The sequence below is a fragment of the Nonomuraea sp. NPDC004186 genome (genome assembly GCF_053603495.1).
The window spans coordinates 14,715-30,401 of sequence record NZ_JBSGFQ010000140.1 but is presented as its reverse complement, the minus strand read 5'-3'; the positions used below and the strand labels follow the sequence as shown (position 1 = coordinate 30,401).

General features: G+C 72.9%; 13 protein-coding genes. 6 read left to right on the top strand and 7 right to left on the bottom strand.

Annotation, left to right across the window (positions count from 1 at the left end):
* From ACWEPL_RS56705 to ACWEPL_RS56695, 3 genes are all read right to left on the bottom strand, one after another.
* Window positions 1-895 (bottom strand): AAA family ATPase (locus ACWEPL_RS56705; RefSeq protein ID WP_452441540.1); only part of this gene is annotated, 895 nt, incomplete at its 3' end.
* Window positions 892-1,653 (bottom strand): nucleotidyltransferase domain-containing protein, encoded by a 762-nt coding sequence (locus ACWEPL_RS56700; protein WP_452441539.1) that lies wholly within the window; start codon window positions 1,651-1,653, stop codon window positions 892-894. The genes ACWEPL_RS56705 and ACWEPL_RS56700, both read right to left, overlap by 4 nt.
* On the bottom strand, window positions 1,650-2,288 hold the full coding sequence (locus ACWEPL_RS56695) for a nucleotidyltransferase domain-containing protein (RefSeq protein WP_350734752.1): 639 nt from the start codon (window positions 2,286-2,288) through the stop codon (window positions 1,650-1,652). The genes ACWEPL_RS56700 and ACWEPL_RS56695 overlap by 4 nt, the downstream gene beginning before the upstream one ends.
* Before the next feature lie 45 nt (window positions 2,289-2,333).
* On the opposite strand from ACWEPL_RS56695, the gene ACWEPL_RS56690 reads away from it, so the two are divergent.
* Together ACWEPL_RS56690 and ACWEPL_RS56685 are read left to right on the top strand one after the other, a co-directional pair.
* The gene (locus tag ACWEPL_RS56690) at window positions 2,334-4,211 is read left to right on the top strand and encodes a propionyl-CoA synthetase (RefSeq protein WP_452441538.1); all 1,878 of its coding nucleotides are present in this window, start codon (window positions 2,334-2,336) and stop codon (window positions 4,209-4,211) included.
* A 74-nt stretch (window positions 4,212-4,285) separates the two neighbouring features.
* Window positions 4,286-7,111: an NACHT domain-containing protein gene (locus ACWEPL_RS56685; protein ID WP_452441537.1), complete on the top strand. Its 2,826-nt coding sequence runs from the start codon at window positions 4,286-4,288 to the stop codon at window positions 7,109-7,111.
* Here the strand turns inward: ACWEPL_RS56685 and ACWEPL_RS56680 are convergent, their stop codons facing one another.
* On the bottom strand, window positions 7,112-8,272 hold the full coding sequence (locus ACWEPL_RS56680; protein ID WP_452441536.1) for a sensor histidine kinase: 1,161 nt from the start codon (window positions 8,270-8,272) through the stop codon (window positions 7,112-7,114).
* Window positions 8,273-8,274: 2 nt separating this feature from the next.
* Entirely contained in the window at window positions 8,275-8,931 is a 657-nt protein-coding gene (locus ACWEPL_RS56675) for a response regulator transcription factor (RefSeq protein WP_350734744.1), read from the bottom strand.
* A gap of 152 nt (window positions 8,932-9,083) precedes the next feature.
* Between ACWEPL_RS56675 and ACWEPL_RS56670 the strand changes: the two genes are divergently transcribed.
* From ACWEPL_RS56670 to ACWEPL_RS56655, 4 genes are all read left to right on the top strand, one after another.
* Window positions 9,084-10,523 carry a phospholipid carrier-dependent glycosyltransferase gene (locus ACWEPL_RS56670; RefSeq protein WP_452441535.1) on the top strand — a complete coding sequence of 480 codons (1,440 nt, stop codon included), beginning with the start codon at window positions 9,084-9,086 and terminating at the stop codon, window positions 10,521-10,523.
* Window positions 10,524-10,709: 186 nt separating this feature from the next.
* The gene (locus ACWEPL_RS56665; RefSeq protein ID WP_350734741.1) at window positions 10,710-11,597 is read left to right on the top strand and encodes a hypothetical protein; all 888 of its coding nucleotides are present in this window, start codon (window positions 10,710-10,712) and stop codon (window positions 11,595-11,597) included.
* A gap of 23 nt (window positions 11,598-11,620) precedes the next feature.
* The gene (locus ACWEPL_RS56660) at window positions 11,621-12,529 is read left to right on the top strand and encodes a hypothetical protein (protein ID WP_363968811.1); all 909 of its coding nucleotides are present in this window, start codon (window positions 11,621-11,623) and stop codon (window positions 12,527-12,529) included.
* 21 nt (window positions 12,530-12,550) lie between these two features.
* Window positions 12,551-13,435 (top strand): hypothetical protein, encoded by an 885-nt coding sequence (locus tag ACWEPL_RS56655; protein WP_350734738.1) that lies wholly within the window; start codon window positions 12,551-12,553, stop codon window positions 13,433-13,435.
* Between the two features lie 218 nt (window positions 13,436-13,653).
* Here ACWEPL_RS56655 and ACWEPL_RS56650 read toward each other — a convergent pair whose 3' ends face one another.
* Together ACWEPL_RS56650 and ACWEPL_RS56645 are read right to left on the bottom strand one after the other, a co-directional pair.
* Window positions 13,654-14,784, bottom strand: a complete 1,131-nt coding sequence (locus ACWEPL_RS56650; RefSeq protein WP_350734736.1) for a UDP-N-acetylglucosamine--N-acetylmuramyl-(pentapeptide) pyrophosphoryl-undecaprenol N-acetylglucosamine transferase — start codon at window positions 14,782-14,784, stop codon at window positions 13,654-13,656.
* Window positions 14,785-14,788: 4 nt separating this feature from the next.
* Window positions 14,789-15,604 carry a formylglycine-generating enzyme family protein gene (locus ACWEPL_RS56645; protein ID WP_452441542.1) on the bottom strand — a complete coding sequence of 272 codons (816 nt, stop codon included), beginning with the start codon at window positions 15,602-15,604 and terminating at the stop codon, window positions 14,789-14,791.
* Between the last annotated feature and the right edge of the window lie 83 nt (window positions 15,605-15,687).

Sequence of the window (15,687 nt, the reverse complement as noted above, 5' to 3'; positions counted from 1 at the left end):
CTCGTCTCCGGGTACGGCCAGGTGGCCGGGATCGCCGCCGCGCTGTTCGCGGGCGCCTTCTTCCAGCCGCTGCGGCGGGCGCTGCAGCACTCGCCCTGCCACCCGCTGGGCCCATCACGGGGTCCGCGCCGCCCGCTGCGACCTCGGCCACGCCGTCGCGCACCGAGATCCGGCCCTCGGCGCGCAGCCCCGTCAGCACCTCCTCCAGCAGGAACGGGTTGCCGCCGCTGCCCCGCACCAGCTCCAGCACCGACGGGCCGGGTGCGGCGCCGAGCAGGCGCGCGCTCAGCTCGGCCGCCTCCTCCGGGCCGAGCGGAGGCAGCGGCAAGCGCCGGGCACCCTCCTCGATGAGCCGGTCCACCGCCTCCTGCTGGGGCAGCGGCCGCCGCCCCAGCAGCCACACCACGGGGGACCCGGCCAGTCCCGGTACGAGCTGCCGCAGCGCCAGGCAGGTCAGCTCGTCCGCCCATTGCACGTCGTCCAGGACGATCGCCAGCGGCCGGGAGCGCGTGAAGCGCTCGACCGCCTCGCCGACCCGCTCGATCACCCGGAACCCGTCACCCCCGAACCCCGGGCCCAGCGGCCCGCCACCGGAGGGGAGCGGCCCGCCATCGGAGGCGAGCGGGCGGAGGAGGGTGGACAGGGGCGCCACCCGGTCCAGCTCGGTGGCGCGGCCGAGCACCACCGCCGTCCCGCGCACCCGCGCCCGCGCCGCGGCCTCCTCCAGCAGGCGGCTCTTGCCGATGCCCGCCGGTCCCTCCACCACCACGCACCCCGACCCCGCCGCCAGGACCCCGCCGACGACTCCGAGCGCGTCCGTCCGGCCCACCAGCTCGCCGCCGACGACCCCGAGCGCGTCCGTCCGGCCCGCCGGCTCCCCGCCTGCCGACGTCACGTCAGGGAGCTCCACCCGCGCACGCGCGCCCGCACCACCAGGTCGTGCAGCGCCGCCTCCGCCGTGGCCCGCTCGGGCAGGGCGGAGGAGTCGCGCGCCGCCTCCAGCGCGGCCGTCATCCGCTCCACGTCCGCCTCCAGGCCCAGCGTGGAGGGCGCGCGCACGTGCTCGGCCTCCACCTTGCGGGCGACCAGGTCCGGCAGGTACGCGGGCCCGTACGCGTACAGGCGCGTCAGGTCGGCCTCCAGCTCGCCGGTGCGCATGAGGTGCGTCCCGGTGGCCAGCACGCGGAAGGTGTAGAGCAGCGGCTTCAGCTCCAGACGCTTGGTGAACAGCCGCCACTGCGTCCGCGCGAACCCCAGGTAGTGATGGGCGTGGTGCCGCGTCAGGCAGCCGGGGGCCAGCGCCACCAGCTCCTCGTGCACCGGCGACGACGTCACGACCAGCGGCGACAGCAGCTGCTCCAGCACATAGCCGTTGCGCCCCAGCAGTAATCGGCAGAACTTGGCCAGGTCGTGCGTCACCAGGTCCACCTCGACGCCGTCGCGCGTCCACATCCGCTCCAGCGTCTGCGGCCCGTGCCGCAGCCCCGCCACCTCCTCCACCGGCAGTACGTGCACGCCGCGCAGGTCCACGTCGGAGTCCACCGAGGGGAACCCGTACAGGTGCGCCCCGCTCACCGTCGCGAACACCAGCGGGTACGGCTGCTCACCGGGGATCTCGGGCAGCCAATCGGGCAGCAATCCGGGCAGCTTCACAAGTTCTCCTTCCGCACGCCGACCAGGAACTCCTCCACCCGCTCCCGGTCCGGCCGCTCCGGCAGCACGCTGCCGGCCTCGCCCACCTCGGCGGCCAGTTCGGTCCGCCAGGCGTCCACCTCCGCCCACGGCACCTCGCCGCGCCGGATCGCCAGCAGCCGCTCCCGATAGGGTCCCACCTGGACCAGCGGTTCGCCGTGGCGGATCAGGTGCAGGCCGCTGAGCAGCAGCCGGATCATGTGCATGGCCTGCTTCCACTTCGGCGCGGCCGGGTCGAGCCGGCGGAACTGCGAGTCGGCGTACCCGGCGAACGAGTGCCGCGCCCGTTCCGACAGGAAGGCCCGGCGCAGCTCGCGCAGCCGCCGCCCGGCAGGCGTGATCACCTCCACCATGGGGGACCACAGGCACTCCAGCGCGGTGGGGTTCGCCTCGAGGGCGAGGACGCAGAAGCGCTCGACCTCCCACGAGAACTGCTCGGGCAGCGGCCCGTCCCGGTGCGTCGCCGGTTTCTCCAACCGCCAGAACGCGGCCGTCGGCGCCACGAAGACGCCCCGCCGGTCGGTGTCGGAGGCTTCCGTCTCGAGTCCGTACGCCCTCGACCCCATGACGACGGTAAGGATCATGTCATCGGTCACCCGGATATCTTGCGCCATGGGCCCGTGGACTGGTCTGATCGATAAGTGAGCGGTTATGGCGAGGCTTACCGGCAGGCTTACCGGCGCAGCATCGAGCAACCCGACGAGTTCTGGTCCGAGGCGGCACTGGGGATCTCCTGGGACGTGGCGCCGGCGACCGTGACGGCCGGCGGCCGGTGGTTCCCCGACGGGCGGCTCAACACCTGCTTCAACGCGGTCGACCGCCACGTGGCGGCCGGGCGCGGCGACCAGGCGGCGCTGATATACGACAGCCCGGTGACCGGGACGGCCCGCACGTACACGTACGCCGAGCTGCTCGACCAGGTGGCCAGGACGGCCGGCATGCTGCGCGACCTCGGCGTGACGGCGGGCGACACCGTGGTGATCTACATGCCCATGGTGCCGGAGGCCGTGATCGCGATGCTGGCCTGCGCGCGGCTCGGGGCGGTGCACTCGGTGGTGTTCGGCGGGTTCGCGGCCAGGGAGCTGGCCGTGCGGATCGACCACGCCAGGCCCAAGGTGGTGCTCTCGGCGTCCTGCGGCATCGAGCCGTCGCGGGTGGTGGCGTACAAGCCGCTGCTGGACGCCGCGCTGGAGCAGGCCGAGCACCGGCCCGCCAGGTGCGTGATCCTGCAGCGGCCGCAGGCCGTGGCCGAGCTCGACGAGGGCCGCGACCTCGACTGGGCGCGGGCGGTGCGCGACGCCGAGCCGGCCGACTGCGTCAGCGTGGCCGCCACCGACCCGCTCTACATCCTCTACACCTCCGGCACCACCGGCCTGCCCAAGGGCGTGGTGCGCGACAACGGCGGGCACGCGGTCGCGCTCCACTGGAGCATGTCCCACGTCTACGGGGCCGCCCCGGGCGAGGTCTACTGGGCGGCCTCCGACGTGGGCTGGGTGGTCGGCCACTCCTACATCGTGTACGGGCCGCTGCTGGCCGGGTGCACGACCGTGCTGTACGAGGGCAAACCGGTCGGCACCCCCGACCCGGGCGCGTTCTGGCGGGTGGTGTCCACGTACGGGGTGCGCACGCTGTTCACCGCGCCGACCGCGATCAGGGCCATCAAAAAAGAGGACCCATCCGGCCTTTTCCCGAAAAAGTGGGACCTGTCGGGGCTGCGCTACCTCTTCCTCGCCGGCGAACGCCTCGACCCCGACACCTACCACTGGGCCTCCGACCTGCTCGGCATCCCCGTCATCGACCACTGGTGGCAGACCGAGACCGGCTGGCCCATCGCCGCCAACTGCGTCGGCATCGAGCCGCTGCCGCTCAAGCCCGGCTCGCCCACCAAGCCCGTCCCCGGCTGGGACGTGCGCATCCTCGACCCCGGCGGCGACGAGTGCCCGCCGGGCGTGGACGGCGCCGTCACCGTCAGGCTGCCGCTCCCGCCCGGCGCGCTGCCCACCCTCTACCGCGACGAGGCCCGCTTCGCCCGCTCCTACCTGGAGCGCTACCCCGGCCACTACCTCACCGGCGACGGCGGCCACGTGGACGCCGACGGCTACCTCTACGTCATGGGCCGCATCGACGACGTGATCAACGTCGCCGGGCACCGCCTGTCGACCGGCGCGATGGAGGAGGTCATCGCCGCCCACCCCGACGTGGCCGAGTGCGCGGTGATCGGCGTGGCCGACGAGCTGAAGGGCCAGCTGCCCGTCGGGTTCGTGGTGCTCAAGGCGGGCGCCGACCGCGACCCGGCGGAGATCGAGCGCGAGCTGACCGCCCTGGTACGCGAGCGCATCGGCCCCGTCGCCGCCTTCCGCCGCGCCGCCGTGGTGGCCCGGCTGCCGAAGACGCGCTCGGGCAAGATCCTGCGCGCGACCATGCGGGACATCGCCGACGGCAACCCGTACACCACGCCCTCCACGATCGAGGATCCCGCGGCGCTGCCGGAGATCGAGGAGGCCGTGAAGCGAACATGACGGCCCGGTAACTTCCGCCAAAAGGCCCGGCCGCACAGCGCATGATGGGACTCCCAGTCCCCGGGAGAAGGCACATGATCGAGACCCCGAGCTACGCCGATGCCCTGAGGATCCTCGGGTGCAAGGACGCCCGGCTCGTCAAGGTGGTCGGGTTCGCCGCGGCGGCGGCGCGTACCGGCTGGGCGCTGGCCGGGGCGGGGCAGCTCACGACGGGCCTGACCGACATGCGCAACAGCATCGTCGGCTACGGCGAGGACGTCGTGCGGCGCATGCCCGAGCTGAAGAGCGGCGTCGACCGGTACACCCGCACCCAGCGGCTGGCCTCCGCGCACGCGGTGATCGTCATCTCGGCCTACTTCGAGGCGCTCGGCGAGGCGAAGCTGCCGTTCACGCTCGACCAGCTCGACCGCGGCGGCAAGATCTCGCACGGCGTGCCGACCGCCGAGCGCTTCGCCCGGCTGGTGGCGAGCCTGCTGCTGGAGCGGCTGCCCACGCCCGAGCCGCATCTGCCCTCCTCCGAGACCCGCCTCGCCGTGGAACGTGCCTACCAGCGCATGTCGGAGGCCATGGCCGGATACGTGGGCGGGCTGAGCGTCTGGGACGACCTGACGGTCGACGACCAGCTCCTGCTGCCCCGCATGCTGGCCGAGGGCCCGCCCGCCCGCGCGCTGCGCATCTACGACGAGGACTACCGGTCGCTGGCGCTCGACAGCCACGAGTTCGGGGTGCGCAGCCTCGTCACCGAGAAGCCGGCGCCCGCCACGGCGCTGTCGCGGGTGGCCTGGCTGCTGGCCGAGCTGGCCCCGCCGCGGGTGGGCGACCGTCCGGTGATCCACCAGGCCAGGATGGCCGCCAACGCGCTCGACCAGCCCCTCCTGCACGCCGGCAAGCTGCCCGAGGACGTCTGGCTCCCGCTGCTCGGCGAGGGCTACCTCAGCCCCCGCTTCCGGGTCGCCGAGCTGACCCGGGACGCCACTCCCGCCCAGCTGGACTGGTGGGAGGACCGGCGGCCGGTGCCCGACACCGAGGCGTTCCTGGTGGGCCATCTGACCTCGCTGCGCGCCACCCAGGCGCCCCTGCTCGTGCTGGGCGAGCCCGGCTCGGGCAAGACCAAGCTCACCGAGGTGCTCGCCGCGCGGCTGGCCAGGTCGGAGTTCCTGCCGATCCGGGTCGAGCTGGCCGGCGTGTCCGCGCGGGCGGGCGTCACCGCGCAGGTCGAGCAGGCCCTCGGCACGGTGCTGGGGACGGAGGTGGACTACGCCGAGCTGGTGACGGCCGCCGACGGGGCGATGCCGGTGATCCTCCTCGACGGGTTCGACGAGCTGGTCCAGGGCAAGGTCGACCGCCACGACTACCTCGAACGGGTGCAGGAGTTCCAGACCAGGGAGGCGGAGCTGGGCCGCCCGGTGGCGGTGATCGTGACCGGCCGCACGGTGGTGGCCGACCGGATCAGGTTCCCCAAGGGGCTGCTGGGGCTGCAGCTCCAGCCGTTCGACGACGACCAGGTGCGGCAGTGGCTGAACATCTGGGACCGGCGCAACCGCGGCCTGCTCGCCCGCCGCGACCTGAAGCCCCTGCCCGCCGAGGCGGCGCTCGTCCACGGCGAGATGGCCAGGCAGCCGCTGCTCCTGCTGCTGCTGGCCCTCTACGACGCGGGCAGCAACGCGCTGCAGCGCGACCACGGCCCGCTCGGGCGCGCCCGCCTGTACGAGGTGCTGCTGCGCGACTACACCGAACGCGAGACCGGCGGCGTGCGCCGGGTGGCCATCGACCAGGAGCTGGTCCTGCTCGGCGCGGTGGCCCTGTCCATGCTGGCCAGCGGCCGCCAGGTCATCACCGACGAGGCGCTCAACCGCGACCTGCCCGCCCTGTGCCAGGGCGGCGAGGACGACCCCGGCGACCCCGATCAACCAGGGGAGGCCCGCGTCGACTGGGCGCGCAAGGCCACCGAGCGCTTCTTCTTCGTGCGCAGGAACGGGCACGCCTTCCTGCACGCCACGTTCGGCGAGTTCCTGGTGGCCTGGCTGACCATGTACGCGCTGCGCGACCTCGACCGGCGCCGCCGCCTGGCCGGCGACGAGCCGCTCGCGCTGGTGCAGGCCGTGGACGACGACCTGCTGTACGCGGTCACGTCCCACTCGTGCCTGGCCGAGCGCGGGCCGACCGTCGGGTTCATCCTGGAGCTGCTGGACGAGGTGCCCTCCGCCGTACGCGAGCGCTGCGTGGAGCTGCTGGCCGGGCTGCTGCGCCGGTCGCTGCACGAGCGGCCCCGCCGCCACTTCATCGGATTCCGGCCGGTACGCCACACGATGACCCGCCGCCTGGCCGCCTACTCGGCCAACCTCACCCTGCTCATCGTCTGCGCGTCCGAGCAGCCGGTCCGCGTGTCGTCGATCCTGTCCGGGCCCGACCACCTGGAGCAGTGGTCCTCGCTCAGCCACCTGTGGAAGGGGCAGCTCGGCCAGGAGGGCTGGACCGGGCTGGTGACCGCCCTGTCGGCGCACCGCGTGCTCGAGGACGGCAAGGAGGACGTCGTGCTCGGCGGCGCGGAGACCGGCGGCATGGGCGACGTCGTCGTCGCGGTCGCCACCGGCCACTCGGCCCGGCACCGGCGCCTGCTCGACCTGCTGGTCGCGGCGCTGGGGGAGGGCCGCTTCCTGCCGTACCGGGACCGCCTGGCCATCCTGGACGAGCTGGTGCGGACCGTGGCCGTCCGGTCGCCGGCCATGCACCGGGCCCTGGGCGCGATGTGGACCGAGGAGGGCGCCGACCACACGGAGCTGCGGCCGCTCCTGCGCGCCATGCTCGCCGACCCGGCCGATCGGGTGGGCACCTGGGAGCAGCTCGTCAAGGCGGGCGTCCCGGAGACGGCGCTCTGGGAGATCCAGGGCCTGGACTGATCAGGCCGGCTCGGAGCCGACGGGCAGCTCCACGCTGATCGTCAGACCGCCCTCGTCCCTGGGCGTGGCCGTGACCGTGCCGTCGTGCGCCTCGGTGATCACCCGTACGATCGACAGCCCCAGCCCGCTGCCCCGGTCCGAGCGCAGCCGGTCGCCGTGCAGCCGCCGGAACGGCTCGAAGATCGTCTCGATCTCGTACGACGGCACCTGCAGTCCCGAGTTGGCCACGACCAGTTCGACCCGATCGGCCCGCCGCCGCGTCGTCACCCACACCTCGCCCTTGGCGTGGTTGTGCCGGATGGCGTTCTCCACGAGGTTCTGCACCAGCCGCTCCACCAGCACCGCCTCGCCCGCCGTCGGCGCGGGGTCGAGCAGCCGGTGCATGGTCACCTCACGCTCGGCCGCCTCGGCCGCCGCCTGGTCGAGCACGTGCTCGGCTACGTCCGCCAGGTCGAACGGCCGCCGGTCCAGCACCGCCTGCTCGCCCTCGGCCAGCGCCAGCAGGCCGTCGATCAGGCGCTCGTGGCGGGCATTGACCAGCAGCAGCGACTCGCCGAGCCGCTTGACGTCCTCGGTCGCGTCCGGCCGCCGCACGGCCACGTCCACGAGCGTCCTGTTGATCGTGAGCGGGGTGCGCAGCTCGTGCGAGGCGTTCGCGACGAACCTGCGCTGGCCGTCGAACGAGCGCGCCAGCCGGGCGAGCATGGTGTCGTAGACGTCGGTCAGCTCCTTGATCTCGTCCTGGGGGCCGTCGTAGCCGATCCGCTCGCTCAGGTTGTGGCTCTGGGCGACCCGGCGGGCGGTGTCGGTGACGTTCCTGAGCGGGCGCAGCACCATGCCCGCCGTCCGCCAGCCGATCCCGAACGCCACCCCGGTGCCGGCGAGCACCGCGAGCCCGCCGGCGGTGCGCAGGTTGGCGAGGACGCCGGTCTGGTAGGTGAGGTGCGTCTTGAGCGCGAACCCCCTGGCTATCTCATACCCGTCCTGGTAGCGCGCGGCGTAGAGGCTGTAACTGTCCCGCGCCACCCGGATCTCGTCGGGGGTGAACACGGAGGCCCGGTACTGGAGGCTCGTCTGGACGACGAAGTAGACGGAGACCAGCGCGAGGGCGGCGACCACGAAGAACACGCCCCCGCTGAGCAGGGCGAAACGCAGGCGCATGCTCATGGGATGCGATACCCCGATCCCGGCACGGTCTCGATGACCTGCGGCTCGCCGAGCTTCTTGCGCAGCTTCATCATCGTGGTGCGGACCGTGTTCGTGAACGGGTCGATGTGCTCGTCCCACACCTTCTCCAGCAACGTCTCCGCCGAGACCACCGCTCCCTGGGCCCGCAGCAGCTCGGCCAGCACGCCGAACTCCTTGCGGGCCAGCGGCACGTACCGGCCCTCCCTGAACACCTGCCGGTGCGCCCAGTCCAGCCGCACCCCGGCCCGCTCCAGCATGGGCGGATCGGCCCTCCTGGCCCGCCGCCCGAGCGCGTGCACCCGCGCCACCAGCTCCTCGAACGCGAACGGCTTGGGCAGGTAGTCGTCGGCCCCCAGCGACAACCCCACCACCCGCGAGCGCACGTCGCTCGCGGCGGTCAGCATGAGCACCCGCACCAGCCAGCCGCGCTCGACCACGGCCTTGCACACCTCGTCCCCGTGCACCTGCGGCAGGTCGCGGTCGAGGATCAGCACGTCGTAGTCGTGCACGCCGAGCCGTTCGAGCGCCGCGTCCCCGTCGTAGGCGACGTCGACGGCCAGTGCCTCTCCGCGTAACCCCTCGGCGATCGAGTCGGCGAGCATCCGCTCATCCTCAGCGACCAAAACGCGCACCTTGCCCCCAAAAGATGTTAAATGCCCGCCAGTCTGCTCTGGCCGGCATAACGCGCGCATAACCAGAATCGGTGACGTTCAGGTTATAGGCGGCGCGCTGGACTGGCCCCCCTGAAGCCGGGATCCGCCTGGCGGTCTCGGGGGAGAAGACGATGGCGCCCACGCTCGCGGGGCCACGTGACCACGGGTTGTTCGGGTGCGTGCTCGCGCTCGCCGCCGCGCTGCGCGTGCTGGTCATGCTGGGGTACGACACGGCGCGGCTCTATTGGTACGACTCGTTCACCTACCTGGACACGGCCGTGCGCCTGCGGCCGCAGGGCGCGTTCCACCCGGCGGGCTACTCCTGGTTCCTGTGGGCGCTGCGGCCCTTCCGGAGCGTGGAGCTCGTCGCGGGGGTGCAGCACGCGATGGGGCTGGCCGTCGGGGTCATGATCTACCTGCTGCTGCGCCGCCGGTCGCTGCCCGCCTGGGGAGCGGCGCTGGCGGCGGCGCCGGTGCTGTTCGACCCGGCGTTCGTGCGCCTGGAGCACGCCGTGCTGTCGGACACGCAGGTGATCTTCCTCGTCGTGGCCGCGCTGCTGGTGCTCATGTGGCGCGGGGAGGTGTCCACGCGGGCGGCGGCGGTGGCCGGGGTGCTCCTCGCCCTGGCCGGTCTGACCCGTACCGCCACCGTGCCGCTGCTCGGCCTGGCCGCCCTCTACCTCCTGCTGCGGCGGACCGCGTGGCAGGCACGGTGGCAGGCACGGTGGCGGGCGACCCTCGCCCTGGTGGTGGCGGGGGCGCTGCCGCTGGCCGCCTACGCCGGCTGGTACGCCCAGCACCACGGCAGGTTCGCGCTGAGCGGCTCGGACGGCGTCGCCCTGTGGGCCCGCACCATGACCTTCGCCGACTGCTCGATCATCAGGCCGCCCGCGGACCAGGCCGCGCTCTGCCCGAACGGCACCGTCCTGGACGCCGCCTCCGAGTACGTCTGGGACCCGCGGGCCTCGCTCAACCGCCTGCCCGGCGACCGGTTCACCCACAACGACCTGGCCAGGGCGTTCGCGCTCCGGGCCATCGCCGCGCAGCCCCTGGACTACCTGCGCGAGGTCGTCCGGGACACCTCGCTCGCCTTCACGTGGGAGCCCGTCGCCCACCCGAAGCGCATGAGCCCGACCACGGCCTTCCAGCGGGGCTCCTGGCCGCTGCCTTCCGGCCAGCCCCTCGTGGACCAGGTCAGGAAGGAGTACGACCCGGACATCCGGGGCATGCGGTCCGTCGAGCCGTTCGCCTCGATCCTGGCCGCCTACCCGTACCCGTGGTTCCTGCACGGCACGCTGTTCGGCGTCCTGCTGCTGGCCGGCGGGGCCGGCGCCGTGCTGCGCCCGCGCACGGCGCTGCTCCCGTGGTCGTTCGCGGTGTTCCTGCTCGTGGCGCCGGTGGCCGCGCTCGACTTCGACCACCGCTACGTCCTGCCCGCCATCCCCGTCGCCTGCGTGGCCGCCGCCCTGGCCGTGCGGCGGCCGGCGCCGCGCCGGTCGGGTGGTTACCCCCGTGGCTACGATCATGTTGCGCGTCCGAGAGCATCGGCGAACGGGTCTCGCGCGTCCTGAAGGACCCGGCGGACCGCCGCGCCGCTGGTCGGGGCGCCCTTATGAGCCCGGCCGGCCATGGACGCGCCCCTGGATCGCCCCCGCCGATTCCCCCGGCTGACCCTTTTGAGGCTGACACTCCACCGGAATGTTACGTAATATCCGTACATCACGAGCGTTGGGGGCGCCAGGGTGCCAGGACAGAGCGTGGGTGTGGTCGTCGATCCCGGAGTGCCTCCGGAAGTAGCCGGACTGCTGCGTGCCAACGCCCCGCTGCTGTCCAGGATCAGAGCCGGATGGGTGCCGCCCGCCGAGACGCCCCCGTCCCGCCGCAAGAGCCCGTCCAGCGCCATGCTCCTGGCCGCGACCCCCTTCGTGGTCGCGCTCATGGGCCTCCTGCTCGCCTCGCCGTTCGCGCCGGCCGGGTTCGTGCTGCTCGGCACGTACGTCTTCATCGTCCTCGTCAAGATCGCCTCCATGAGCGAGGTCCCCGAGGACGACCGGCCGCAGGAGCGCGCCGTGTACGAGCAGGCCCGCTGGTACGACGGCCGCTACCTGCTGCTCGAGGACTTCGACCCGGAGGCGCGGGCCGTCCTGGTCAGGGCGCAGCGGGCCATCGGGTCGGTGCTGCGCTCCCACGTCAACGCCGAAGGACTGCTCGACGACGCCCGCAACGCCGTGATGCTGCCCGCCCAGGAGTGGGAGATCGCCCGCCTGCTCGCCAAGCTGTCGGCGCTGCGCCTGGAACACCGGGAGCTGCTGGCCAGGGGCATCGCGCCCGAGGTCGCCGCGGTGATCGAGCCGCTCGAACGGGCCCTGGTCAACAGTGAGGCCGCCGTCGTCGCCCGCGTGGAGGCGCTGGAACGTTACGCCGGCCACGTGGCCGAGGCCGAGCGCGCCTACCACGCCCGCGGCCAGATCGAGGAGCTGCGTGCCCGGCTGCCGCGCTACGAGGAACTGCTGGCGGAGTCGGGCGCGGACAAGCTCGCCGTGCCCGAGATCGAGCGCCTGACCGAGGACGCCGACGTGCTCGAACGCACCTTACGACGCAGCGTCCGGTCCGCCCACGAGGCGTTCCGCTATCTCGAAGGATGACGCCCGGACATAGGATCGATAACGTGCCCGGACGTCATGCGAAGGTGATAGTCGATCCGGCGGTGGCCGACGACGTCGCGGCCCTCTTACGTGACAACCGCAAGCTCCTCGTACGCATCCACGCCGGCTGGGTGCCCGCGCACAAGCGCCATCGCCCGCTGGTCGGCGTCGTGACCAGGCTGGCCGCCACCGGGACCGCCGCCGTCGCGGCCGTCTACGGCCTGGCCCTCTTCGTCGCCGGACGCTACACCCCCTTCGCCGTGATCATGACCGGCGCCGCCCTGCTCGTCGTCAGCGTCCTGCTCAGGCCCAGGCCCGACGCCGAGGTGGAGCGCGCGCACGCGCTGGAGCTGGCCGTCTACGACAGCTCCCGCAGGCACGAGGGCCGTTACGTCGTACGCGAACAGCTCGACGAGCCCGCCAGGGCCCTCATGATCCGCGCCCAGACCGCCATCGACCAGGTCATGGGCTCCAGCGTCCACGCCGAGGGCCTCCTGGACGACGTGCGCAACGCGGTGATGCTGCCAGCCCAGGAGTGGGAGATCGCCCGCCTGCTGGCCAAGCTGTCGGAGCTGCGGGCCGAGCACGAGGAGGTCGTCTCCGAAGGCCTGACCCCCGAGGTGGCCGCCGTCGCCGAACCCCTCGCCCAGGCGCTCGACAGCAGCCAGCAGGCCGTGATCGCCCGTGTCGAGGCGCTGGAACGTTACGCCGGCCACGTCGGCGACGCCGAGCGCGCCTACCGCGCCCGGCACCAGATCGAACGCCTCAGCGCCAAGCTGCCTCGTTACGAGGAGCTCCTCGCCGAGTCGGGCGCCGACGGGTCGTCCGTACCGGAGCTGAGCCGGTTGTCCGACGACGCCGACCGCCTTGAACAAGCGCTTCGTGACAGCGTCAGCTCCGCGCACGAAGCTTTTCGCCACCTGAGGGGGTGACTTCCCTTAGGATCCGATTTCGTGGCGGATGTGGTGGTAGACCCCGAGGTGCCGCCGGATGACGCGCAGCTGCTCAGGGAGAGCCGGCGGGTGCTGCTCAAGATGCGCCAGGGCTGGGCTCCCGAGTCGAGGCGGGCCCTGTCGAGCGCGCAGTACCGGATAGTCGCGGCGTTCGGATCGGTGGCGCTCTTCGGGATGATGGCCGTCAGCGGGCTGGTCGGCCGGGGTCTCGGCCTGCTGATGCTCGTCCTGCTGGGCATCCCCATGATGATCGTGCTGTTCATCCGCAACGACCTGCCCGACGACGACGAGGAGGAGTACGAGCGGGAGGTCTACGAGCAGCTGCGCTGGTACGAGGGCCGCTACGTGCTCACCGAGGACCTCGACGAGGCCTCCGCCCGCCTGCTCGCCCGCGCCCAGCGCGCCATCGCCGTCGTGACCGAGTCCCGGGTCAACGCCGAGGGCCTGCTCGACGACGTGAGCAACGCGGTGATGCTGCCCGCCCAGGAGTGGGAGATCGCCCGCCTGCTGGCCAAGCTGTCCGCGCTGCGCACCAAGCACAGGGAGACCGTGTCCAAGGGGCTCACCCCCGAGGTGGAGGCCGTGGCCGAACCCCTCGCGCGGGCCCTCGACAGCAGCGAGGCGGCCGTGCTGGCCCGCGTCGAGGCGCTGGAACGTTACGCGTCCAACGTCGCGGACGCCGAGCGCGCGTACCAGGCCCACCACCAGATCGAGGAGCTGCGGGGGCGGCTGCACCAGTACGAGGAACTGGTGGCCGAGACGGGGGCCGACGGGTTCGCGGTGCCGGAGCTGGAGCGGCTGGCGCAGGACGCGGACCGGCTGGAGCAGGCGCTGCGGCGAAGCGTCACCTCCGCCCACGAAGCCTTCCGCTACCTCGACCCCTGACCCCTCCGCCGTAGCCCGGCCAGTGACGCCCAACGCGCCATACCCCGGCCGGTGTCCTCGGGGCCGCAGGAGGGGCGGCCCGCGCCGATCGCCGGGGTGGCGCCAAAGGGGCCTCGGCCGGAGTGCGGCCGGCGGCTCCCGCCCTCCGGCCGATGCTCCTCACCTCGAAGGGACCTCAGCCGGAGTACGGACCGCACTTCGGACGAGGAGGCGCCTGGTCAGGTGGGCCGGGCGGTTTCCAGGAGGAGGTCGCACAGGGCGTCGGCGGCGTCCACGCGGCCGAGCTTGGCCGACGCCTGCCCCATCGAATGCCGCAGCCCCGGGTCGGCCAGCAACGGCATCAGCTCGGCGAGCAGCTGCTCGGCCGTCGGATGCGGCTCCAGCAGGGCCCGGGCCGCCCCCGCCGACACCAGGTACGCGGCGTTCTTGCGCTGCTCGTCACCCCCGGTGGGGATCAGGGGCACCAGCACGGAGGGCTTGCCGATGGCGGTCAGCTCCGACACCGTCCCCGCCCCGCTGCGGGAGATCACCACGTCGGCGGCGGCGAACAGGTCGGCCAGCTCCCCGCCCACGTACGGCACCGGATGGTAGCGATCGGCCAGGTCCACGGGCAGCGCCACGGCCCGCATCTGGTCGATCCACGCCGGCCCGCACTGGTGAACGACCTGCGCGTGCGGCAGCAGCCGCGGCAGGATCTCCGCGATCAGGGTGTTGACCTGCTTGCTGCCCTGCGCGCCGCCCGTCACGTAGATCAGCGGCACCTCGAACGTCAGCCCGAACAGGTCGTACGCCGCCGCCCGGTTGCCCTGCAGCAGCTCGGGCCTGATCGGGTTTCCGGTCACCACGGCCCTCGAGCGGGCGGAGGCGGGCAAATAGTCCAGCGACGACTCGTGCGACAGCGCGATCCTGGTCGCCAGCCTGGCCAGGATGCGGTTGGCCAGCCCCACGACGGTCGTCTGCTCGTGCATCACCAGCGGCCGGCGGATCAGCTTGGCCGCGACCCCGATGGGCACCGCCACGTAGCCCCCGGTCGACAACACCACGTCCGGCAGGTAGCGGGCCGCGTGCCCCACCGCCTGCAGCACCCCGATCGGGATGCGGAAGACGTCGGCGATGTTGGTGCCCAGCTCCTTGAGGTTCGGACGGCGGCGCAGCTTGCCCGTGGTGATCGCCTTGAACGGGATGCCGTGCTCGGACGTGATCCGCGCCTCGAGGCCGTTGGCCGTGCCCACCCAGAGCACGTCGTGGGGCACCTGACGCCGCTGGACGGCCGACAGGGTGGTCAGAGCCGGATAGGTGTGACCACCGGTGCCGCCGCCGGTGATCAACAGTCGCAGGGTTCGTGACATGCGATCAGACTAGGGCCGCACAGCGGAAACCCGTGTGCCCGGTGGAGGAGTCAGGCGTGTTGGAGGTGCGGGCGGCCACGCGGTAGCGGTTGCAGTAGGAGTCGTGGCACATGTACGAGCCGCCGCGGATCACCTTCGCCGCGCCCTGCGCGGGACCGGCCGGGTTGTCGGCGAACGCCTCCCAGGCCGTGCCCCACCAGTCGGCCGTCCACTCCCAGACGTTGCCGGAGACGTTGTAGAGGCCGTACCCGTTGGGCTGGAACGACTTGACCGGCACCGTCCCCTTGCTCGGCGCCACCGGGAAGCGGCCCTGCCAGATGTTGCACCGCTGCCGCCCCTTGGGCGCCAGCTCGTCGCCCCACGGGTAGCGCTTGCGCTCCAGGCCGCCGCGGGCGGCCATCTCCCACTCCGCCTCCGTGGGCAGCCGCTTGCCCGCCCACGTGGCGTACGCGGTCGCGTCGTTCCAGGACACGTGCACGACGGGGTGGTTCTGCCGGTCGCCGGCCGACGACCCCGGGCCCTCCGGCGAGCGCCACGAGGCGCCCTCGACGCCCGCCCACCAGGGCGCGCCGGGCACGCTGGCGTCCATCACCCCGCCCCTGGCGAACTGGGCGAACACGAACGACCAGCCGATCCGCTCGGCCTCCGTGACGTAGCCGGTCTCCTTCACGAACGTGGCGAACTGCGCGTTCGTCACGCACGTCGGATCGATCATGAACGGGTCCAGCCGCACCTCGCGCACCGGCCCCTCGCCGTCCTCGGGCCGCCCGTCGGGGTCGTCGCCGCCCATGAGGAACGTTCCGCCGGGCACGCGCACCATCCCGCGCGGCGCCTCCCGCCGCACGGCGATCACCGGTTGCGCGTAGGGCCCCGCGTACGGTTGCGCGGTGGCGCCGTCTCTGC

Bases quoted from the DNA above. Each gene is read 5' to 3' on its own strand.
- ACWEPL_RS56685 (WP_452441537.1), top strand. From the start codon at position 4,286: ATGATCGAGACCCCGAGCTACGCCGATGCCCTGAGGATCCTCGGGTGC.
- ACWEPL_RS56680 (WP_452441536.1), bottom strand. From the start codon at position 8,272: ATGCGCCTGCGTTTCGCCCTGCTCAGCGGGGGCGTGTTCTTCGTGGTC.
- ACWEPL_RS56670 (WP_452441535.1), top strand. From the start codon at position 9,084: ATGGCGCCCACGCTCGCGGGGCCACGTGACCACGGGTTGTTCGGGTGC.
- ACWEPL_RS56650 (WP_350734736.1), bottom strand. From the start codon at position 14,784: ATGTCACGAACCCTGCGACTGTTGATCACCGGCGGCGGCACCGGTGGT.
- ACWEPL_RS56645 (WP_452441542.1), bottom strand. From the start codon at position 15,604: ATGGTGCGCGTGCCCGGCGGAACGTTCCTCATGGGCGGCGACGACCCC.